Source organism: Rathayibacter sp. AY1D2, from assembly GCF_002932695.1.
Lineage (GTDB): Bacteria > Actinomycetota > Actinomycetes > Actinomycetales > Microbacteriaceae > Rathayibacter.
In genome coordinates this window covers 1-19,643 of record NZ_PSVX01000022.1, presented here as the reverse complement: position 1 = coordinate 19,643, position 19,643 = coordinate 1, and the positions used below count along the sequence as shown (strand labels likewise).

The window sequence follows — 19,643 nt, the reverse complement described above, 5'->3', positions numbered from 1 at the left end:
CAGGCATGGACACTAAAGCCCTGGAGAATTTTGCGAAAGCTGCTCGCCGCGAACTGATCGCTGCGGTCTCGGCGCAGGCGTCGGCAGTGCTCGCCCCCGGATCCGTCGCCCGAACTGAGCGAGCGGAGACGGTGCGTCGACTCGAAACCGAGATCGCAGAACACGGCCACGAGCACGTGATCGACAAGGTCGCGTACACCTGGTTCAACCGACTCATCGCACTGCGGTTCATGGACGCGAAGGGCTACACGGGCGCTGGGATTGTCTCGCCCGTGCTAGCCCAAGTACACGGCCAGCCCGAGATTCTCGCCGATGCGAAGCACGGAGACATCGACGCCGATGTCGTCACGAGCTCTGCCACGCGAGGTGCCATTCTCGGACTGCTCGATGGCACTCGCCGCAGCACCGATGCGGAGGGCGAAGCGTACGCGTTGCTACTCACCGAGTACTGCCGCTACTGGCACAAGTCGATGCCGTTCATGTTCGAACGCGAAGGCGACTACACCGAACTGCTCGTCCCCGCGGGCTTGCTCGCCGATGGCGCCATCGTGGCCCGCGCACGTAACGTGCTCACCGAAGAGGTCTGTGACGACGTCGAGGTCATCGGCTGGCTCTACCAATTCTACATCTCGGAGCGGAAAGACGAGGTGTTCGCCGGGTTCAAGAAGAACAAGAAGGCTGGGGCCGACGAGATTCCTGCCGCGACGCAGCTCTTCACCCCGCACTGGATCGTCCGCTACCTCGTCGAGAACTCCGTCGGCAGGCTATGGATGCTCAACAGGCCAGCCTCTCGACTCGTCGATCGCATGGACTACTACATCGCACCCGTCGACGTAGAAACGGACTTCCTGAAGCTCTCCGGGCCGGAAGAGCTGAGCGTGATTGATCCAGCCTGCGGCTCGGGTCATATGCTCACCTATGCCTTCGATCTCCTCTATGCGATCTATGAGGAGGAGGGATATGCGCCTTCCGATATCCCGAGCCTGATCCTTGCGCACAACGTCTACGGCACTGAGATCGACCCTCGTGCTGGTGCGCTTGCTGCGTTCGCGCTCACCATGAAGGCGCGGGCGAAGGACCGCCGGTTCCTTGCTCGTGCTATAGAACCGCAGATCTGTGTGATCGAGCCGATCGCGTTTAGCCCGGATGAGGTTGAGTTTCTCATCGGCAAGGGTGGCGATAAGCACGCCGTGGAAGAGTTCTGGAACCAATTCGCCGAGGCGGATACCCTCGGCTCCCTCATCCAGCCCGAGGCCGCGCTGATCGCACCGCTCAGGCGACACCTTGAGACCCTCGATGACCACGGCGACCTGTTCCTTAGCGACGCTGTGGATCGGGCTCTCCGGGTTGTTGAGCAGGCCGAGTATCTGAGCCAGCGCTACTGCATTGTGGTGGCAAATCCCCCATACATGGGCTCGTCAAACATGGCTGGTGTGCTGGAAGACTTCATTCAGCACCATATGGCCGACGCCAAAGCTGATCTCTTCGCGACTTTCATTCAGCGGGCGTTGACCCTCGCCGTGCGCGGGGGCATTGTCGCGATGATCGCCAAACAGAATTGGCTCTTCCGTCCCGCCTTCTCCTCACTTCGCAGCAAGCTCTTGGCGGCTCATCAACTTGAGCAAGTTCTGCACTTTGGTGCTGGTGCGTTCGACAGCCTGAGTGGCGAAGTAGCCTCTACTGCAGCGTTCATCTTGAGGCTCGACGACTCAGGCCGTGAGTGTTGGTTTGCCCGTCTCGTTGATGGCACGAATGAGTCAGAAAAGGAGCTGATCCTGCGTGACGCCATCACGGCTTCCCGAAGGGTCTTCCGGCGCAGGCTCAGTGACTTCCTCGCGATCCCTGGCGCTCCTATCTGCTACTGGATGTCAGACGCCGGGCTTACCGCTCTTGCCTCAGGCCCCTACCTCGGTGACGTGCTAAACCCTAGAGAGGGAATGGCGACGGGAAACAACGCTCGATATCTTCGATTTTGGTGGGAGGTGTCGGCGTCTGTGACGAACCGGTCGGCGGATAGTCGTGAGGCTGCAAAGTCGAGCGGAAAGCGCTGGTTCCCATACAACAAGGGAGGTGGGCCCAGGCGTTGGTACGGTCACGACGAGTTCGTCGTCGACTGGTACAACGATGGGACCGAACTTCAGACCACCCTGCATCCGAGTGGCTCGCGCATCTGGGCGCACAACTTCAACTTGGAGTTCATCTTCAAGGAATCTGTCTCGTGGTCGTCCATCACGAGTCGTGGGCTTGCTCTGAGGTACTACCCGCCTGGCTACCTCTTCGACGCGACCGGCCTGTGCGCCTATCCTCGCTCTGGGCGGGAGACCATGTTTGCCGCGCTGGCCCTGGTCAACACCAAATATGGGTCGGAATTCGCCGACCTCCTGAACCCGACCCATCACTTCAAGGCTGGTGACTTTGCGCGCCTTCCACTTCCCAAGATCGACGCCGAGCAGATCGAGCGTCAGGCTATTGAGGCGATCGAGATCGCTCGAAATGACTGGCTGACGCAGGAGACTGCTCCGGAGTTCATGGGGCCTCCGGTTGCCTTGGAGCCAGGCAAAGTGTCGTCATGGGTTGAGCGCTGTCGCTCGCTAGGACGGGAACGCACCGAAGCTCTGCTCGGGATCGAGCAAGGAGTCCAGGATGCAGTTGGTGAAGCGTTGGGTGAGGAAAATGATAGTTCGGCATTGGTCGCGGTTTCGGACATCATGCTTTTCGGCAATGCACAGTACACATTCGGGACCGCCGATGATCCCGAGCGCGAGGCAGCGCACGAGCTTGTTGTTGATCTGATCTCGCTCGCCATTGGCTACATGTTCGGTCGCTACAGCCTCGACGAGCCGGGCCTGATCCTCGCCGACCAGGGTGCAACGCTCCGGGACTACCTCGCGAGGGTTCCGTCGCCGTCGTTCCGACCCGACACTGACAACGTGATTCCTTTCGTTGACGACGGGTGGTTCGAAGATGACATCGTCGATCGGTTCCGCCAGTTCCTGCGTTCGGCGTTCGGCGCTGAGCACTTCGAGGCGAATCTGCGCTTCGTGGAGGAGTCGCTTGGCGTGAAGAATCTGCGCGACTACTTCATCACGAAGTCGGGCAAGTCGAAGTTCTACGACGATCACGTGCAGCGCTACAAGAAGCGGCCGATCTACTGGTTGTTCTCCAGCCCGAAAGGATCATTCAACGCGCTGATTTACCTGCACCGCTACACGCCGTCGACGGTCTCAACGGTCCTCAACGAGTACCTGCGCGAGTACGAGGCCAAGCTCACAGTCGCTCTCCAGCAGGCTGAATCGTCCGCTGTCGTTGGCGGGTCAGCGAAGGACCAAAAAGAAGCCGACCGGATCCGCAAGGTGCTCGCGGAGCTGCGAGACTACGAGCACGATGTTCTCTACCCGCTCGCAACCCAGCAGATCGCGATCGACCTTGATGATGGCGTGAAGGCAAACTACCCGAAGTTCTACCCCGCGGTGAAGAGGATCGCCGGTCTGGAGGCGAGCGATGGCTGACCTAGAAAGGATCGAGAACGGCGGAGCGAGCGACCTGTTCGATCGTGTCGCGGCCCTGATCGAGCAGACTCGCGCGTCCGTGGCGTCACAGGCGAACGCTGCGCTCACGATGATGAACTGGCAGATCGGCCATCTCATTGACGCGGAGGTACTCGGAGATCAGCGTGCCGGGTATGCCGAAGAGATTGTGGCCTCGCTGGGGCAACAATTGACGGGACTGTATGGACGCGGCTACGACCGCGCCAACCTTTACCGGATGATCAAGTTTGCTCAGGTTTTCCCCGACGTCGAGATTGTGGCCTCGCTGGGGCAACGATTGAGTTGGACTCACTTCAAGGCGCTCATTCCGGTCTACTCCGACGAGGCGCGAGCCTTCTACATCAAGCAGGCACTCGATGCGCGGCTCAGCGTTCGCGCCCTCCGCGAGTTAATTGGACGTCAGGGCTTCGAGCGCCGGGAGATCGCTAACGCACAGACTCCCGGCGGATCCGCGGTGCCGTTGGACGCCTTCAGTGGCCCATACTTCCTGGACTTCCTCGGGCTCAAAGACACCTTCGCGGAGCGCGACCTGGAAGAGGCACTGATCCGCGAGATGGAGGCATTCCTCCTCGAAGTCGGGAACGGCTGGACCTTCGTGGCGAGGCAGAAGCGGATGGCTGTCGACAACGACGACTTCTACCTCGACCTACTCTTCTACTCCCGACCTCTGCATCGCTTGATTGCGGTCGAGCTGAAGGTCGGCAAGTTCCGTCCTGCGTACAAGGGGCAGATGGATCTGTACTTGAAGTGGCTCGATCGCTACGAGCGTCGAAACGATGAGGAGGCGCCGCTCGGACTCATCCTGTGCACAGAGACGAGTCGTGAGCAGATCGAGTTGCTCGAGATGCACAAAGACGGCATCGTCGTGGCGGAGTACTGGACGGCCCTCCCGTCCAAGGAAGAACTGCAGCAGCGCATTGCACAGATCTACCGCGCAGCCCAGGAACGGGTCGCGCGCCGAGCGCTCGGTCCAGGCCGAGACGATGAGGAAGACAAATGAGCAAGACGCCAACCATTGCCGATCATCTCGCGGCCCGATTCGAGGGTGCGCGCATCGTCGTGTGGCACGATACTGACGGCAGCTATGCCGACGAGCTTGACGGTCAGGTGCCCGTCGGCGTCACGGTGCTGCGCGTTGCCGACAATGAGTTCGCCCTCAAACATCGGATCCTGCGCGAGGACAGGGTGTCGAAGTTCCTGGTCTATCGCACCGGCAGGGTGCCTGAGGGTGTGGGGAACTGGCTGCTGGACATTGAGCTCGCGAACGGCCCGATTTTCACCGCCGACCGCAGCGCGCTCATGGGGGCGACCCTCGGCCTGACCGGACCGGGTGCCACCGAACTCGTCGCGCAGCATTCCAGGTTCTTCGGGGACAACAGGTTGGTGTCTAGGTTCCGAGCACTGCTCTCGCCTGGAGACGACCCGACTGTCGTGCGTGCCAAGATGTGCGCGGCCCTGCTAGGGCAGAAGGAGCACAGCTTCTCTGAGCTCACGCGCGCGTTGCTCATCCAGTACGCAGACGGCAGTACTGCCGGGGTGGATGCCCTTCAGAAGCACGAGCTCGCAGACTTCCATTGGGGCGGCGCCGAGCACATCTACGGCTATGCAACGGACGTGCCGACCATCGCGGGCTTCGCGCTCTGGATGTTCCAACGCGCCGCCGAGGGCTTCGATACCGCCTCCTCAAACAAGGCGCGAAATCTCGCCATCGACTTCCGCAGCTTCCGCGATTCAAAGCGGAGCGCACCCGCGATGAAGGTACTTGCCCGGAAGATCGAAGACGACCTCAACTATAAGGACGTCGCTACGCAGCTGCCCTGGGAGACGCTCCAAGACGCAGACGTCTTTGAGGCATCCGAGCGTGAAGTCATCCACCGCCTCGTCGAGAGCGTCGCGTCGCAAAGCATGCCGACGCGAGATGTCCTCGACACGATCAGCGCTCGACGCCGCGAGAGCTTCTGGTCCGACGACTACGCGACGCTATACGACGGACTAAGCGCCGCGGCAGAACTGATCCCGGCGATCCGTACTGCGAAACTTGAGATCGCATCCTTCGACGACGGGCTGACGCGGTATCGCGATGAGTGGTTCCGCATCGATCAGCTTTACCGCCTGTTCACCCATGCATACCTGACCGCGGAGTTCAAACAGCCGCTCGAAGCGTTGGGTGACCTCGTGGAGAACGCATACGTCACAGACTTCCTGGCGAAACTCGGCGTGAGCTGGCAGGCGCAGGTCGACGGGGTCGAGCGCTGGCGCACCCTGAACGTCCCTCCGCAATCATCGTTCTACGAGCACTACGTGGCCAAGATCCTCAAGGGCCGCAAAAAGGCAGTCGTCGTCATCTCGGATGCTTTGCGGTACGAGGTTGCTGAAGAACTCACGTCGAGCATTCGCGGCGAGAACAAGTTCGAAGCCAAGATCGAAGCGATGCTGGGTGTGCTTCCGAGCTACACCCAGCTGGGGATGGCATCTCTGCTGCCGAACCAGACGCTGGCCCACTCGCCAAACGGCGATCCCGTGCTCGTCGATGGACAGAAGTCGGATGGCACTTCGAACCGGACGAAGATTCTCGGCGCAGTTGGTGGAGCGGCGATCCAAGCTAAGACCTTCATCGAGATGAAGCCGGGCGATCGCCGAGACCTGTACGCATCCCACCAGGTGCTGTACGTCTACCACGACACGATCGACGCCACCGGCGACAAGGCAGTGTCAGAGCACCGCACATTCGCCGCCGCAACGGATGCGATCCGCGAGCTGCTCGACATCATCAAGAAGCTCGCGAGCTCGAACGCGACGAACATCTTCGTGACGGCAGACCACGGCTTCCTCTACCAAAGGTCGACGCTGGCGCCACAGTTCAACCTCACCGTGAAGCCGCAGGGCGAGAAGATCGTGGCTGAGAAGCGTCGCTACGTGCTCGGCCGGGGTCTAAAGCAGGATCCAGCATTCCGGACATTCCAGCCGGAGCAGATCGGGCTTTCGAGCGACCTCGAGGTGCAGATCCCGAACTCGATTCAGCGCATCGTGCAGCCGGGTGCCGGGTTCCAGTTCGTGCATGGGGGAGCGTCACTGCAGGAGATCGTCGTGCCCGTCATCTCGATCAACAAGGGTCGCAGCGACACAGTCGAGTCCGTCAACGTTGAGATCCATCCGGAGTCCGACAAGATCACGACCGGGCAGGTCGTGGTGAAGCTGTACCAGTCGACCAAGGTGGCGCCGAACCGGCCCGCGCGGCGGCTACGCGCTGGACTCTACTTCGGGGACCAACTGATCTCGAACGAGCAAGAGATGACCTTCGACTCGGACAGCACTGAAGGACGCGACCGGTTCCAAAGCGTGACACTGCTGCTGAGCAAAGACGCCGACAGCGCGAACAACCAGAGCGTTGAGTTCCGGCTGTCGGAACCAATCGAAGGCACCGACCAGTGGAAGAAGTATCGGGGTGTGCCGTACACGGTAAAGCGCACCTTCGCGAGCGACGACGGATGGGATTTCTGATGAGCGACGACATCGACCTCACCGCAGCCCCGCCTCTCGCGGAGGCTGTCGATGGCGAGGCCACGCAGGAGACTGCCCCGGAGAGTGAACTCGACCGGAAGATCAACGAGCATTTCGCTGGCGCCGTTGTTCGCAAGGATCTCGTCAAGGCTGTTAAGGGCAACGCGATCGTGCCGTCGTATGTGCTGGAATACCTGCTCGGCCAATATGCGGCGTCCGACGACGAGGCGACGATCCAAGCGGGCATCGACAAGGTGCGGGGCATCCTCGCGCAGCACTACGTGCACCGCAACGAGTCGGAACTCGTCAAGTCGAAGATTGAGCAGCGCGGCAGGTACAGGGTCATCGACAAGGTTGGTGTCACTTTCAACGAGAAGACAGGAACCTACGAAGCCTCGTTTGCGAACCTGGGGATCAACGGGATTCTTGTCGGCCCAGCGACCGTTACGTCACACGAGAAGTTGCTCGTCGGTGGTGTCTGGTGTCTGTGCGATATGGAGTACTTCCGATCTGAAGATGTTCGCGTTTCTCCGTGGATTCTGGGATCACTCAAGCCAATTCAGATGTCGAACTTCGACTACCAGGGCTACCTCGAGTCCCGCGCGAAGTTCAGCACGGACGAGTGGATCGACTTGCTTATCCAGTCGATCGGGTTCAATCCCGAGATGTTTGGACGCCGCGCCAAGCTGCTGCAGCTCATCCGTCTGATCCCGTTCGTCGAGCGGAACTACAACCTCGTGGAGCTCGGTCCGAAGGGCACTGGCAAGTCGCACATCTACTCGGAGTTCTCGCCACACGGCATGCTGATCTCCGGCGGCGAGGTCACCGTGCCCAAGCTGTTTGTCAACAACGCCAATGGTCGCCTCGGCCTTGTCGGGTACTGGGACGTGGTGGCCTTCGACGAGTTCGCAGGCAAAAAGAAGCGGGTCGATAAGAACCTGGTCGACGTCATGAAGAACTATCTCGCCAACAAGTCTTTCTCGCGCGGTAACGATCCCCAGGGCGCTGAAGCCTCGATGGTGTTCATCGGCAACACCTCCCATACCGTTCCATACATGCTCAAGCATTCTGACCTGTTCGACCAGCTGCCTGAGAGCTACCACGACCCTGCCTTCCTCGATCGTCTGCACTTCTACATCCCCGGGTGGGAGATCGAAACGATCCGCGGCGAGATGTTCTCGAACGGTTACGGGTTCGTGGTCGACTACATCGCCGAGGTGCTCAAGTCGATGCGCAACCTCGACTACTCCGACAGGTACCAGCAGTACTTCACCCTCGGCTCGGACATCTCGACTCGTGATCGCGACGGCATCCACAAGACCTTCTCCGGTCTCATGAAGTTGCTCTACCCGCACGAGCAGGCAACGACTGAAGAGATCGAGGAGGTCCTGCGATTCGCGATCGAGGGCCGCAAGCGGGTCAAGGATCAGATCCTGCGAATCGACGACACGATGGTCGACGTGAAGTTCGGGTACAACTCGCTCACCGCGGGCTGGACCGCCGTCACGACCCTGGAAGAGGACGAGTACCCGTCGCACTACTATCGCGGCCGGACAGTTGCTCCCGGTGTCGATCCCGCAGCAGAAGCTCCTGCGGGTGCAGCCGACCGTCCGATTGCACCCGAGCCGGTGCGGGCGGAGCTGTTCCAAGGGCAGCGTGACTTCGTGGAGAACCAGCGAGGCATCTCCTACGAGAACCTGCTGTTGCCGTACCTGCAGGGCGCGACCGAGATCGAGTTTCACGATCCGTACATCCGCCAGCCTCACCAAGGTCGCAACCTCGTAGAGCTGCTGGCTCTGATCGCTGCGGCCAAGGACCCCGCTGACGAAGTCACGTTCAAGCTCTTCACCCTGCTCGAAGATGACATGGACTACCAGCAGCGCCAGCTTCAGATGCTCAACCAGATCGTGAACGGTGCGGCGCAGCAGGGCATCAAGGTCGAGGTCGGCAAGGACCCCGGCGGTCACGATCGATGGATCCGTACCGACATGGGTTGGCGGATCAACCTCGGCCGTGGACTCGACATCTTCCAGAAGTCTGAGGGCGGCTGGTTCGACTTCGGAACGACGCGCCAGGAGTTCCGCCAGGTCAAGGCATTCGGCGTGACCTACATCCGCGAGGACATCTGATGCTGGAGTTCTTGGTGCCCAATCCTTGCCGCGCCCGAGGTCTGGTCGGGGTGGCATTGTGCATCTGAGACGAGTTGAGGTCGAAGGCTATCGTGCCTCCGCCAACGCGCCGATTGTTTGTGAGCTCCCTGGGCGCTTCTCCTTGATGCTCGGTGCCAATGGTGCAGGGAAGACAACGATCAACGAAGCCATCGCCCTCGCGCACCCCCACAGGTTTCCGCAACTCGCTCCGGTCGATGCGAATGCATTCCGCTTCGGGCCGACCATCGTCGCCAGCTCGTCGAAGACGGTGGCTGCGCGCACCTCGATCGTCATGGCGGCAGCCTTCCACCGTCGGGGTGCGCGGACAAGCCGTTCAGAACTCAGGACGAACGACGAAGGACTTCCTCCCTGCCGCGGAATCGGGGTCGTGGCACCACGTTCGTCCTGCATCGTGAACGCACTCCGCCGATTCACCACTCCACCGGATGAATCGCACCAGCACCCCCTGTTGGACGGCGCTCAGCCGGGGCACCTACGGTGGACGAGGCATCCAACGAAGGAGCACTCCCTGTGAAGCACGTCCCCCTCGGCACCTCCGGTGTCGACTCCCCGAACGTCGTCCTCGGCCTCATGCGCATCCCCGAGATGAGCGACGAGGCCATCCGCGGCCTCGTCGGCGCCGCCCGCGACTCCGGCATCGACTTCTTCGACCACGCCGACGTGTACGGCGGCGAGCTGCACCGCTGCGAGGAGCGCTTCGCCGAGGCGATGGCGCTCACCCCGTCGGAGCGCGAGCAGGTCGTCCTGCAGACCAAGGCGGGCATCGTCCCGGACGGCCCCTACTTCGACTTCTCGTACGAGCATCTGATCGCCTCGGTCGAGGGCTCGCTGAAGGCGCTGCGCACCGACTACGTCGACGTGCTGCTCCTGCACCGGCCCGACGCGCTCGTCGAGCCCGATGAGGTGGCCCGCGCGTTCGACGAGCTGCACGCGTCCGGCAAGGTGAAGCACTTCGGCGTCTCGAACCAGACGCCGTACCAGATCGAGCTGCTGAAGAAGTCGCTGAACCAGCCGATCGTGGCGAACCAGCTGCAGCTCTCGATCACCCATGCGCCGCTGATCGCGCAGGGTGTCGCCTCCAACATGGTCGGCGAGGACCAGTCCGTCATGCGCGACGCCGGCATCCTCGACTACTGCCGCCTGAACGACATCACCGTGCAGGCCTGGTCGCCCTTCCAGGCGGGGTTCTTCACCGGCGTCTTCCTCGACAACCCGGCCTACCCCGAGCTGAACGCCGTCATCGACCGGCTCGCAGCGACGTACGGGGTCCCGGCGATCGCCGTGGCCACCGCCTGGATCACCCGCCACCCGGCGGGCATGCAGGTCGTGCTCGGCACGACCAACGAGCAGCGCGTGCGCGATGCGGCCCTCGGCTCCGATCTGCCGCTCACGCGCCCGGAGTGGTACGAGCTGTTCCGCGCGGCGGGCTACCTCGTCCCCTAGAGCTCCCACCCCGGAGGAAATGCGCGTCGGCGCAGAGAGGCACGGACTCCGGGGAGTCCGTGCCTCTTCCCGTCCCCGCGAGACGCCGGTCGGAACGCCCGCCGCGGTGTGCCGTGGACCGAAGCGGCATCTCGCGGGGGAGGGGCGGGAATAGGAACAGCATCCCTGCGTTGAACTTGAGCGTAACCGACTCAACTTCCTCAGGAGGACAGGTGCCCGACAACTACAGCGAGGCCGGAGCGAGCTCGTTCGACGACTTCCTCGCCCGCTACCTCGACGGTGAGCGCGCCCGCGCGGCGCGGTTGATCGACCTCAGCCGATTCCTCACCGCCCGTACCCGCGACATCCTGCAGTCCGCAGGACGCTTCGCCCTCGAGCGCGGCCAGACCGAGCTCGACGCCCTGCACGTGCTCCGCGTGCTCATCGACGACGAGACCGTCTCGCAGGCCGTGCGCCGCATCGGCGTCGACCCCGCCGCCATCGCCACCGCCGCAGAGGCGCGCCTCCCGCAGGCCGACGAGGCCCACGCCTCGCAGAACGCGGCCACCATCACCCCCAGCGCGCAGCGCGCGCTGTTCCACGCCTACCAGGTCGCCCGCTCCAGCGGTTCGACCTACATCGAGCCCGAGCACCTCTTCTTCGCGCTCGTGCTCGGCCAGGACGCCCCCGCCGGGCAGGTCCTCGCCCGCGCCGGCGTCACCGCCGAGGCCCTCACCCAGGGCATGCGCGAGACCGAGGCCCCGCAGCAGCAGGAGGCGGGACAGCCCGCCTCCGACACTCCGCTGCTCGACAAGTTCGGTACCGACCTCACCGCTCTCGCCCGCGAGGGCCGGCTCGACCCGGTCATCGGGCGCGCCGACGAGATCGAGCAGACCGTCGAGATCCTCAGCCGCCGCACCAAGAACAACCCGGTGCTCGTCGGCGAGGCCGGCGTCGGCAAGACCGCCATCGTCGAGGGCCTGGCCCGCGCGATCGTGGCGGAGGAGGTCCCCGAGCAGCTGCGCGGCAAGCGCGTGATCTCGCTCGACCTCCCCGGCATGCTGGCCGGCAGCCGCTACCGCGGCGACTTCGAGGAGCGCCTCACCGGCACCATGGACGAGATCGCGGCGCACTCCGGCGAGCTGATCGTCTTCATCGACGAGGTCCACACCGTCGTCGGTGCGGGCGGCGGCGGCGAGGGCGGCATGGACGCGGGCAACATCCTCAAGCCGCGTCTGGCCCGAGGCGACCTGCACCTCGTCGGCGCCACCACGCTCAAGGAGTACCGCACCATCGAGAAGGACCCGGCGCTGGAGCGGCGCTTCCAGCCGGTCCGCGTCGGCGAGCCCGGCATCGAGGACGCGGTCGCCATCCTGCACGGCCTGCGCCCCGCCTACGAGGAGCACCACCGCGTGCGCTTCACGGACGAGGCCCTGCGCGCCTCCGTCGAGCTCTCGGCCCGGTACCTCACCGACCGCGTGCTGCCCGACAAGGCGATCGACCTGATCGACCAGGCCGGCGCGCGCCTCCGCCTCCGCCTCGGAGCCGGCGTCGACACCGGAGCTCTGCTCGAGCGTCTGGCGACCCTGGAGGCCGACAAGAACGCGGCCGTCTCGGCCGAGCACTACGAGGAGGCGTCCCGCGTCCGCGACGAGATCAGCGCTGTGCAGGCGGAGCTCGACGCGGCCACCGGCAGCGCCCCCGCGGAGGCGGTCGTCGGCGAGACCGAGATCGCGGCCGTCATCGCCCGCGCCACCGGCATCCCGGTGTCGCGGCTCACAGAGGGGGAGCGCGAGCGCCTCGCGCACCTCGAGACCGAGCTGCACCAGCGGGTCATCGGCCAGGACGACGCGGTCACCGCGGTCGCGCGGGCCGTCCGCCGCAGCCGCACCGGCCTCGGCGACTCCTCGCGCCCGGTCGGCTCGTTCCTCTTCCTCGGCCCGACCGGTGTCGGCAAGACGGAGCTGGCGCGCACCCTCGCGGGCTCCCTCTTCGCCGATGAGCAGTCGGTCATCCGCTTCGACATGAGCGAGTTCGGCGAGCGTCACACGGTCTCGCGGCTGGTCGGCGCCCCTCCCGGGTACGTCGGCTACGACGAGGCCGGTCAGCTGACCGAGCGCGTGCGCCGGAACCCGTACTCGGTGGTCCTGTTCGACGAGATCGAGAAGGCGCACCCCGACGTGTTCAACCTGCTGCTGCAGGTGCTCGACGACGGGCGTCTGACCGACGGCCAGGGGCGGACGGTCGACTTCCGCAACACGGTGATCATCATGACCTCGAACCTCGGCTCGGAGTTCCTGGCCTCGCGGTCGGGTGCGCTCGGCTTCGTCGCTCAGAGCGACGCGTCGGCCGAGGGCTTCGCCTCGGAGAAGGACCTGCGCGATCGCGTCATGGGCCGTCTCCGCGAGGCGATGCGCCCCGAGTTCCTCAACCGGATCGACGAGATCGTCCTGTTCCGCCGCCTCGGCCGCGAGCAGCTGCGGGAGATCGTCGGCATCGTCCTCGACACCACGCGCTCCCGCCTCGCTCCCCGCGAGGTGACGCTCGAGGTGACGGAGGCGGCCGTCGACTGGCTCGCCGAGAACGGCTACGAGCCGCAGTACGGCGCCCGGCCCCTGCGCCGCCTCGTCCAGCGCTCCATCGACGACCGGATCGCCGACCTGTTCGTCAGCGGCGAGGTCTCCGACGGAGTCGCTGTCCGCGTCGACTCCGTCGCCGGCGAGCTGCTGGTGACCTCGGCCGCCGCCCTCCCGCTGGCCGCGTAGCCGGTCCCGCTCCGACCCCCGTCCCTCCTCCTTCCGCGAGACACCGCTCGTGACGACGGCACCGCCCGTCGTCGCGAGCGGCGCCCGCGGAGGGGGGCGGGGGTCTTCGCGTCCCCACGGCTTGCCACAGCGGTCCGGGCGGGATAGACACGAGAGCACGAGAACCGGAGGCACGATGTCGAACCCGCGCTACTACGACCCCGTGGGCAAGGCGGTCCGGGCGCTGCTCGTGCTGAGCCTCGTCTGCTTCGCCCTGGCGGTGGGCATGTTCGCCCTCGACATCGTCATGCCCGGCACCATGACGGACGAGCGACGGCCCTGGGCCGAGGCCAGCGGGGCGCTCGCCTCGTTCGGCGTGCTGGCCCTCATCGTCTACTTCGCGACCGTCGCGATCGTCGGCGCGATCCGGGGGCGCGGGCAGTAGCCCCGGCTCCGACGCCGTCGTCCGACAGGAACGCGTCCGGCCCGCGGGATCCGAGGATCCTCGCGGGCCGGACGCGTTCTCGCGAGCCGTCAGGCGCCGGTCAGGGGCACTTCTTCGCGGTGATCGTCACCTTCAGCGTGGCGTCCGGAGCGACGGGGGAGCCGCCGGCCGGCTCCTGCCCGGTGACCTGGCCGGCGTCGGGCGCCTTCGGGTCCTCGGCGCAGGCGAGCGTGATCTTCGTGAAGCCGGCGGCGCCGAAGGCGTTCTTCGCGGCCTCCAGGTCCTGGCCCGTCACGTTCGGCACGGTCTTCTGGTTGCCGGAGCTGGTGAACACGGTGATCGCGGTGCCGCGCGGGGCCGAGCCCGACGGGGCGGCGCGGGTGACCGTCCCGACCGCGGCGTCGCTCGCCTCCGTGCCGCCCTGCACGACGCCGAAGCCGGCCGCCTCGAGCTTGGCCTCGGCGTCGGCGGAGGAGAGCCCGACGACATCCGGGATGTCCACCTTCGGGACGACCTGCAGCGAGCCGTCGGCCTCCGGGAAGTCCGTCCCGCCGTACGTCGCGTCGGCGGCGCGCATGACGACCGGCCAGATGCGGTGGCGCGCGGTGGCGGCGGATCCGGAGTCGAAGGAGTAGCGGCCGAGGCGCAGGTTCGCGTCGCCCTTCACGTTGAACACGCCGACGGCGGTCGCGACGCGGGTGCTCGCTCCGGTCATCCAGGTGGCCTTCGCGTCGTCGGTGGTGCCGGTCTTGCCGATCAGCGGAACGCCGTCGCCGGTGCGGGAGGCCACGGCCGTCCCGCCGCCGGTGAAGGTCGCCTGCAGCGCGACGGCCGCGGTGGCGGCGACGTTGCGGTCGATCGACTGGCGGCAGTTCGCCGGGGGCACCGGCTGGTCGGCTCCGGCGGAGTCGGTGATGCGGTCGATCGCGACGGGGTCGCAGGTCGTGCCGCCGGAGGCGATGGTGGCGAAGGCGCCGGCCATCGAGAGGGGCGAGACGTAGTTCGTGCCGAGCACCGACGACGGGTTGTGCTCGAGCTCCTCGCCGCTGCCCTGCTTCACGCCCATGTCGACCGCGGTGTCGCGGATGCCGCACAGGTCGAGCTCACGGGCCATGCCGACGAAGCCGGTGTTGAGGGAGGTCTTCGTGAAGGACACCGGGGTGCCGACCTCGCCGGTGCCGCCCTCGTCGTTCTTCGCGCTCGTCTCGTTGCTCGTGTCGGTGCCGCCGGAGACGCAGGAGTCCGTGAAGGTGCCCCAGGTGGACTTGCGCGTCCCGTCGACCGACTCGTTGATGCTGTGGCCCTCCTTCAGCCACTCCACCAGGGTGAAGAGCTTGTAGGTCGAGCCCGGCTGGATCCCGGAGGATCCGCCGTTGGCCCGATCGGTGCTGTAGTTCACGGCGCTGTAGGACGGGTCCGTCGTGAGGACGTCCGGATCCTGCGAGTACTTCTTGTTCTGCGTCATCGCGAGCACGCGCCCGGAGCCGACCTCGACGCTGACCGAGACGGCTCCGACGTCGAAGTTCCAGGTCTGCGGGACCTGCGCGTCGACGGCGGCGACGGCCGCGTCCTGCAGGCCGACGTCGAGCGTCGTGTAGACGTCGAGGCCGCCGCGGCGGAAGTTGGTCCAGCGGGTGTCCTCGTCGGCGCCGAAGATCTCGTTGTTCTTCAGGACGTTGGTGACGTAGTCGCAGAAGAAGCCCGCGTTGCCCGCGGTCGAGCAGCCGGTGCTGGGCTGGGTGATGCGGGGCTCGATCGGAGCGGCGACGGCGGCGTCGTGGTCCTCCTGCGAGATCTTCCCCTCCTCGAGCATCTTGCCGATGATGTAGTCGCGGCGGTCCTTGTTGCGGACGTAGCCGTTCGCGGCGCCGTTGTCCGGATTGTCGGGCTGGTCGATCCGCAGGACGGCCGGGTTGTTGACGATCGCGATGAGGCTCGCGGCCTGGGCGATCGAGAGATCCGCGGCCGAGGTCGCGTAGTAGTAGTTCGCGGCGGTCTCGAGGCCGTAGGTGGTGCCTCCGAAGAACGCGATGTTGAGGTAGCCCTGGAGGATCTGGTCCTTCGTGTACTGCTTCTCGAGCCCGATGGCGAGCTTCATCTCGCGGAGCTTGCGCTCGGGGGAGGTCCGGGTGGCCTCGTCGATCGCGGCCGCGCGCTCGGCGTCGTCCGAGATGTTGCGGACGGCCTTCTCGACGAGGACGTTCTTCACGTACTGCTGGGTGATCGAGGATCCGCCCTGCACGTCGTTGCCGAGCACGTAGGTCTGCGCGACGGCGCGGAGGGTGCCGGGGAGGTCGACTCCGCCGTGGTCGTAGAAACGGGGGTCCTCACCCGAGACGGCGGCGTCCTTGGCGGCCTGGGCGATGCGGTCGAGCGGCACCTCGACGCGGTTCTCGACGTAGAAGGAGGCGAGCAGCTGCGGGCCGTCGGAGCCGGTCGCGTAGATGTTGCTCTTCTCGGAGAGCTTGTCGACCTCGAGGTAGTCGGGCAGGCCGTCGAAGACGCCGATCGACTGGTTCGCGGCGACTCCGGCGAGCGCCACGGCCGGGGTGACGGTGGCGGTCACGAGGACTCCGGCCACGACGCTCATGCCCAGGAAGCCCACGATCGCCTTGACCACACCACCGGTGGTCCTTCTGTCGGACGCCAAACCTTCTCCTTCGCGAATCCCCCCGGATGCTGCGACGACCGCGGCCGACGCCCTGCACGCTCCGTGCGGCAGGTCAACCTCGACAGACTAACCCGAGAGCCCCCGAAGACGAAGGCCCGGCCAGAGGCCTGAAAAGACCCTGACCGCCACCCGGGGGACGGCGTTCCCTAGGCTGTCGGCATGGCGAGCCCCTCCTCCGACCCCCGACCGGCCGACGCGACGACCCCGGAGGCCGCTCCGGTCGCGCCTCCGCAGGCCGTCCCCGCACCGCCCACGGGCGCCCTCTCGTACGCTCTCGGCTTCCTCGCGTTCATCGGGATCCCGTTCCTCAGCCTGATCGTGGGCGGCATCGTCATGGCCTCCGTGTACCCGTCCGCCCGGAGGAAGGGCGGGCTCGCCGCCGAGAACGCGCGGAACGCGGCGAACTGGGGCCTGACGGTGATCCTGATCGGGGTCGTGACGCTCGGCGCGCACGTCGTGCTGCTCTTCGCCGCCTCCGACACCCCGCTCGCGAAGGACTTCTACCCGATCGGCATCCCGATCACGCTGTTCGCCGTGCTCTGGCTGGTGCACTTCGTGCTGATCATCTGCGGACTGGTGAAGGCGAACCAGCGCGAGGTGTTCCGTCCGCGCATCGCGATCCCGTTCCTCCGCCCGCCCGCGGCCTGAGCTCAGGCGCCGACGGGCCAGAGGTAGTCGAGCCCCGACGGCGTGCCGGGGAACAGCGGGCCGTAGTGGTCCTCGTCCTTGGCCACGAGCTTCGAGCGGTGCGAGAGGTGCAGCCGCTCGTCGCCGAACCACGGCGGGAGCGCGTAGTCGCCGGTCAGGTAGGCGGCGAGATCCTCCGGGGCAGCGGCGAGGGCCTCCTCGGTCTTCACGAGGCACGTGTCGGCGAAGCCGCGCTCCGTCCACTCCGCGCAGGTCTCGCGCTGGTAGGTCATCAGCGCCGGTCGGTAGCCCCGCCACATCCGCGTGACGGGGTGGTTCTGCCAGCCGTACCCCGGAACGGTCAGCGCCCGCATGACCTGCAGCGTCTCGACGCGCTGCTTGCCGAGCCGCTTGCCGTCGAGGGCGCGGATGCTGCGGTGGAAGTCGGGGTAGGGGAGGAAGGTCTGCACGCCTCCCAGTCAACAGCGGCCCGTCTCCCTCCGGCCACCCTCCCGTCACGCCGATGTCGCCTGGCGTGCGTAGCGTCCGGGGCATGACCGGACTCCCCCTCCTCGCCACCGACGACGTGCAGCTGCGCTGGGCGCGGCCCGAGGTCCTCGACTCCGCCCGCCACCGGATGCTGCGCCTGCTCACCCTCGCCGAGCGCCTGCGCTACGAGGCGACGAGTCGGCGCGAGGTCCGGGACGGCTTCCTCCTCGGCCGGGTCCTCGTGCGCGAGCTGGCTGCTGAGACGCTCGGGATCGATCCCCTCGAGGTCGCCGTGGACGCGCACTGCGAGCGCTGCTCCGGACCGCACGGCCGCCCGGTGCTCCGCGGCGAGCACCCGGCGCTGGAGCGGATGCGGATCAGCATCGCGCACTGCGACGGCGCGGTGGTCGCGGCGCTGGCGACCGGACGCGACATCGGGATCGACGCGGTGCGCGCCCGCACCGTCCGCGACCGCGTGGCCTCCGGGGCGACGACGGCGGAGCAGGTGCTCGCCGATCTGCGCTCGCAGGCGGTCGCGAAGGCCGACGGGCGTGGGACCTCGAGCGACGAGCCCGTCCGCTTCCGCACCAGGGAGGGTGCGACCGAGGCCTGGATCGAGGGCTCGAGCCGCTACTTCGCCGTCTCGGAGCCGACGGTCCACTCCGCGCTCGTCGTGGCGGTCGCGGTCGCTCAGGAGTGACCGCGGGGCGCGGTCCCCGGCCGTTGCGCTGGTCCGCGCCTAGGCGAACAGCGACAGCGTGATCGTCGAGCGGTAGGAGCCGGCCTCGACGTCCGGCTCGGCCAGCAGCCGCAGCTCGGCGTCGGCGCTCCAGGTGCCGGCCCCGCCGGCGGCTCCGAGCAGCAGCGCGTCGCGCAGGCCCGCGCCGCCCTCGAGGGAGGAGGCGACCGGATCGCCCGCGACGGCGCCGGTGCCGGTGATCAGGCGCGGGGTCCAGCCGAGGTGGTCGGCTCCGATCGAGGCGCTCGGGCCGGTGAGGGCGCTCGCCGAGGCGAGGACGTACCAGTTGTTCTGCGCGCCGACGCGCGAGTCGGTGACGGTGACCGTGGGCAGCCCGCCCGTGAACCGGCGCTGGAGGGCGGTGGAGCCCGACTCGGCGAGGTCGACGGCGTCGGCGGCGACGGAGAGCGAGAGGGAGCCGGGCTGCGCGGGAGGGGTGATGTCGACGTCGACGTCCACTCCGTCGAGGTCGTGGAGCAGGGGCGGCGTGCGGACCGGGTCCTCGCCAAGAACGGCGGCACCGCTCCGATCGACGTCGCGATGGCCTCGGCCTACGGCTCGAAGACGGTCACCGCGGTGGCCGCGGGCGCGAGCGGATCGGCCGCGTTCACCACCCGCCTGGCGAGCATGCCGGGCAGCCAGGTGACGGTGACCGCCACGGCGGGCTCCGAGACCCTCGCGCAGACGGTGGCCTACCCGGCCCGCGTCTGCTGAGCGCACGGCGGCCGGTCGACCGGTCGTGACGGAGAAGGGAGTGCCCGCGGGCGCATCCTCCTCTGCGTGTGCGGCGCATCATCCGACGCGCAGGGCGAGTGCGGGCTCGATGTGCGCGGCTCAGGGCTCCAGAGGCCGAAGGACGTGCCGGGCCTGGGCGGGAGCGCCGTCACGTCGATCTCCGCGGGCGGGAAGGAACGGCCGCTCCCCCGCAGGTGCTCCCCGAGAAGGAGATCGGTCGCCTGATCGATCCGGCTCAGCGCCGCCTCGTCGAAGAGGTGGGCGCACGAGCACGGCCGAGCCCCGCTGGCGCGCTGCGCGGCACTCCACCCGGAAGCGGGGGTGCAGAGCTCTTCACGCTAATGGTAGTAATCACAGGCGGGCGCATCGCAGAGCCCGCAGAACTGGACCGTCCGTGACCCGCACCACCCGCGCTCTCGCCGCGTTCGTCCCGACGACGACCCTCGTGCTCTCCGTGGTGTCGGGCAGGGAGGACAGGTCGAGGATCGCCGTCGGGGCGGATCCGGTCGCGGCCTGGCTGAGGGCGGTGGCGACCGAGGAGGTCGTCCATG

Annotated in this window: 13 protein-coding genes; 10 read left to right on the top strand and 3 right to left on the bottom strand. The window is 66.5% G+C overall.

Going from position 1 to position 19,643, the window contains the following annotated elements:
- The first annotated feature begins 5 nt into the window (after positions 1-5).
- From pglX to C5D04_RS07540, 7 genes are all read left to right on the top strand, one after another.
- Positions 6-3,509 carry a BREX-1 system adenine-specific DNA-methyltransferase PglX gene (gene pglX / locus C5D04_RS07570; protein WP_104347517.1) on the top strand — a complete coding sequence of 1,168 codons (3,504 nt, stop codon included), beginning with the start codon at positions 6-8 and terminating at the stop codon, positions 3,507-3,509.
- Positions 3,502-4,548, top strand: a complete 1,047-nt coding sequence (locus tag C5D04_RS07565; RefSeq protein ID WP_104347516.1) for a YhcG family protein — start codon at positions 3,502-3,504, stop codon at positions 4,546-4,548. The genes pglX and C5D04_RS07565 overlap by 8 nt, the downstream gene beginning before the upstream one ends.
- Positions 4,545-7,049: a BREX-1 system phosphatase PglZ type A gene (pglZ, locus tag C5D04_RS07560; protein ID WP_104347515.1), complete on the top strand. Its 2,505-nt coding sequence runs from the start codon at positions 4,545-4,547 to the stop codon at positions 7,047-7,049. The genes C5D04_RS07565 and pglZ overlap by 4 nt, the downstream gene beginning before the upstream one ends.
- Positions 7,049-9,178, top strand: coding sequence for a BREX system Lon protease-like protein BrxL (gene brxL / locus C5D04_RS07555; RefSeq protein ID WP_104347514.1), 2,130 nt, complete (start codon positions 7,049-7,051; stop codon positions 9,176-9,178). The genes pglZ and brxL overlap by 1 nt, the downstream gene beginning before the upstream one ends.
- 552 nt (positions 9,179-9,730) lie before the next feature.
- Positions 9,731-10,663 (top strand): aldo/keto reductase family oxidoreductase, encoded by a 933-nt coding sequence (locus tag C5D04_RS07550; RefSeq protein WP_258059515.1) that lies wholly within the window; start codon positions 9,731-9,733, stop codon positions 10,661-10,663.
- A 212-nt stretch (positions 10,664-10,875) separates the two neighbouring features.
- Positions 10,876-13,407 carry an ATP-dependent Clp protease ATP-binding subunit gene (locus tag C5D04_RS07545; protein WP_104347513.1) on the top strand — a complete coding sequence of 844 codons (2,532 nt, stop codon included), beginning with the start codon at positions 10,876-10,878 and terminating at the stop codon, positions 13,405-13,407.
- A gap of 175 nt (positions 13,408-13,582) precedes the next feature.
- Positions 13,583-13,831, top strand: a complete 249-nt coding sequence (locus tag C5D04_RS07540; protein WP_104224361.1) for a hypothetical protein — start codon at positions 13,583-13,585, stop codon at positions 13,829-13,831.
- A 100-nt stretch (positions 13,832-13,931) separates the two neighbouring features.
- On the opposite strand, the gene C5D04_RS07535 is transcribed toward C5D04_RS07540, so the two are convergent.
- The gene (locus C5D04_RS07535; RefSeq protein WP_258068862.1) at positions 13,932-16,481 is read right to left on the bottom strand and encodes a transglycosylase domain-containing protein; all 2,550 of its coding nucleotides are present in this window, start codon (positions 16,479-16,481) and stop codon (positions 13,932-13,934) included.
- 180 nt (positions 16,482-16,661) lie between these two features.
- Here C5D04_RS07535 and C5D04_RS07530 point away from each other — a divergent pair, with 180 nt between their 5' ends.
- Complete coding sequence (locus C5D04_RS07530; protein ID WP_104234617.1) at positions 16,662-17,150, top strand: DUF4870 domain-containing protein; 489 nt, start codon at positions 16,662-16,664, stop codon at positions 17,148-17,150.
- Positions 17,151-17,152: 2 nt separating this feature from the next.
- On the opposite strand, the gene C5D04_RS07525 is transcribed toward C5D04_RS07530, so the two are convergent.
- Positions 17,153-17,599: an MSMEG_6728 family protein gene (locus C5D04_RS07525; protein WP_104347512.1), complete on the bottom strand. Its 447-nt coding sequence runs from the start codon at positions 17,597-17,599 to the stop codon at positions 17,153-17,155.
- A gap of 83 nt (positions 17,600-17,682) precedes the next feature.
- Between C5D04_RS07525 and C5D04_RS07520 the strand changes: the two genes are divergently transcribed.
- Positions 17,683-18,318: a 4'-phosphopantetheinyl transferase superfamily protein gene (locus C5D04_RS07520; protein ID WP_104347511.1), complete on the top strand. Its 636-nt coding sequence runs from the start codon at positions 17,683-17,685 to the stop codon at positions 18,316-18,318.
- A 39-nt stretch (positions 18,319-18,357) separates the two neighbouring features.
- On the opposite strand, the gene C5D04_RS07515 is transcribed toward C5D04_RS07520, so the two are convergent.
- Entirely contained in the window at positions 18,358-18,816 is a 459-nt protein-coding gene (locus C5D04_RS07515) for a hypothetical protein (protein ID WP_104347510.1), read from the bottom strand.
- 12 nt (positions 18,817-18,828) lie between these two features.
- On the opposite strand from C5D04_RS07515, the gene C5D04_RS07510 reads away from it, so the two are divergent.
- A complete protein-coding gene (locus C5D04_RS07510; RefSeq protein WP_104347509.1) occupies positions 18,829-19,071 on the top strand; it encodes a hypothetical protein in 243 nt (80 codons plus the stop codon).
- The last annotated feature ends 572 nt before the right edge of the window (positions 19,072-19,643 follow it).

Excerpts from the sequence above, each read along its gene's own strand:
- pglX (WP_104347517.1), top strand. The coding sequence starts at position 6 with ATGGACACTAAAGCCCTGGAGAATTTTGCGAAAGCTGCTCGCCGCGAA.
- C5D04_RS07565 (WP_104347516.1), top strand. The coding sequence starts at position 3,502 with ATGGCTGACCTAGAAAGGATCGAGAACGGCGGAGCGAGCGACCTGTTC.
- pglZ (WP_104347515.1), top strand. The coding sequence starts at position 4,545 with ATGAGCAAGACGCCAACCATTGCCGATCATCTCGCGGCCCGATTCGAG.
- brxL (WP_104347514.1), top strand. The coding sequence starts at position 7,049 with ATGAGCGACGACATCGACCTCACCGCAGCCCCGCCTCTCGCGGAGGCT.
- C5D04_RS07540 (WP_104224361.1), top strand. The coding sequence starts at position 13,583 with ATGTCGAACCCGCGCTACTACGACCCCGTGGGCAAGGCGGTCCGGGCG.
- C5D04_RS07530 (WP_104234617.1), top strand. The coding sequence starts at position 16,662 with ATGGCGAGCCCCTCCTCCGACCCCCGACCGGCCGACGCGACGACCCCG.
- C5D04_RS07520 (WP_104347511.1), top strand. The coding sequence starts at position 17,683 with ATGACCGGACTCCCCCTCCTCGCCACCGACGACGTGCAGCTGCGCTGG.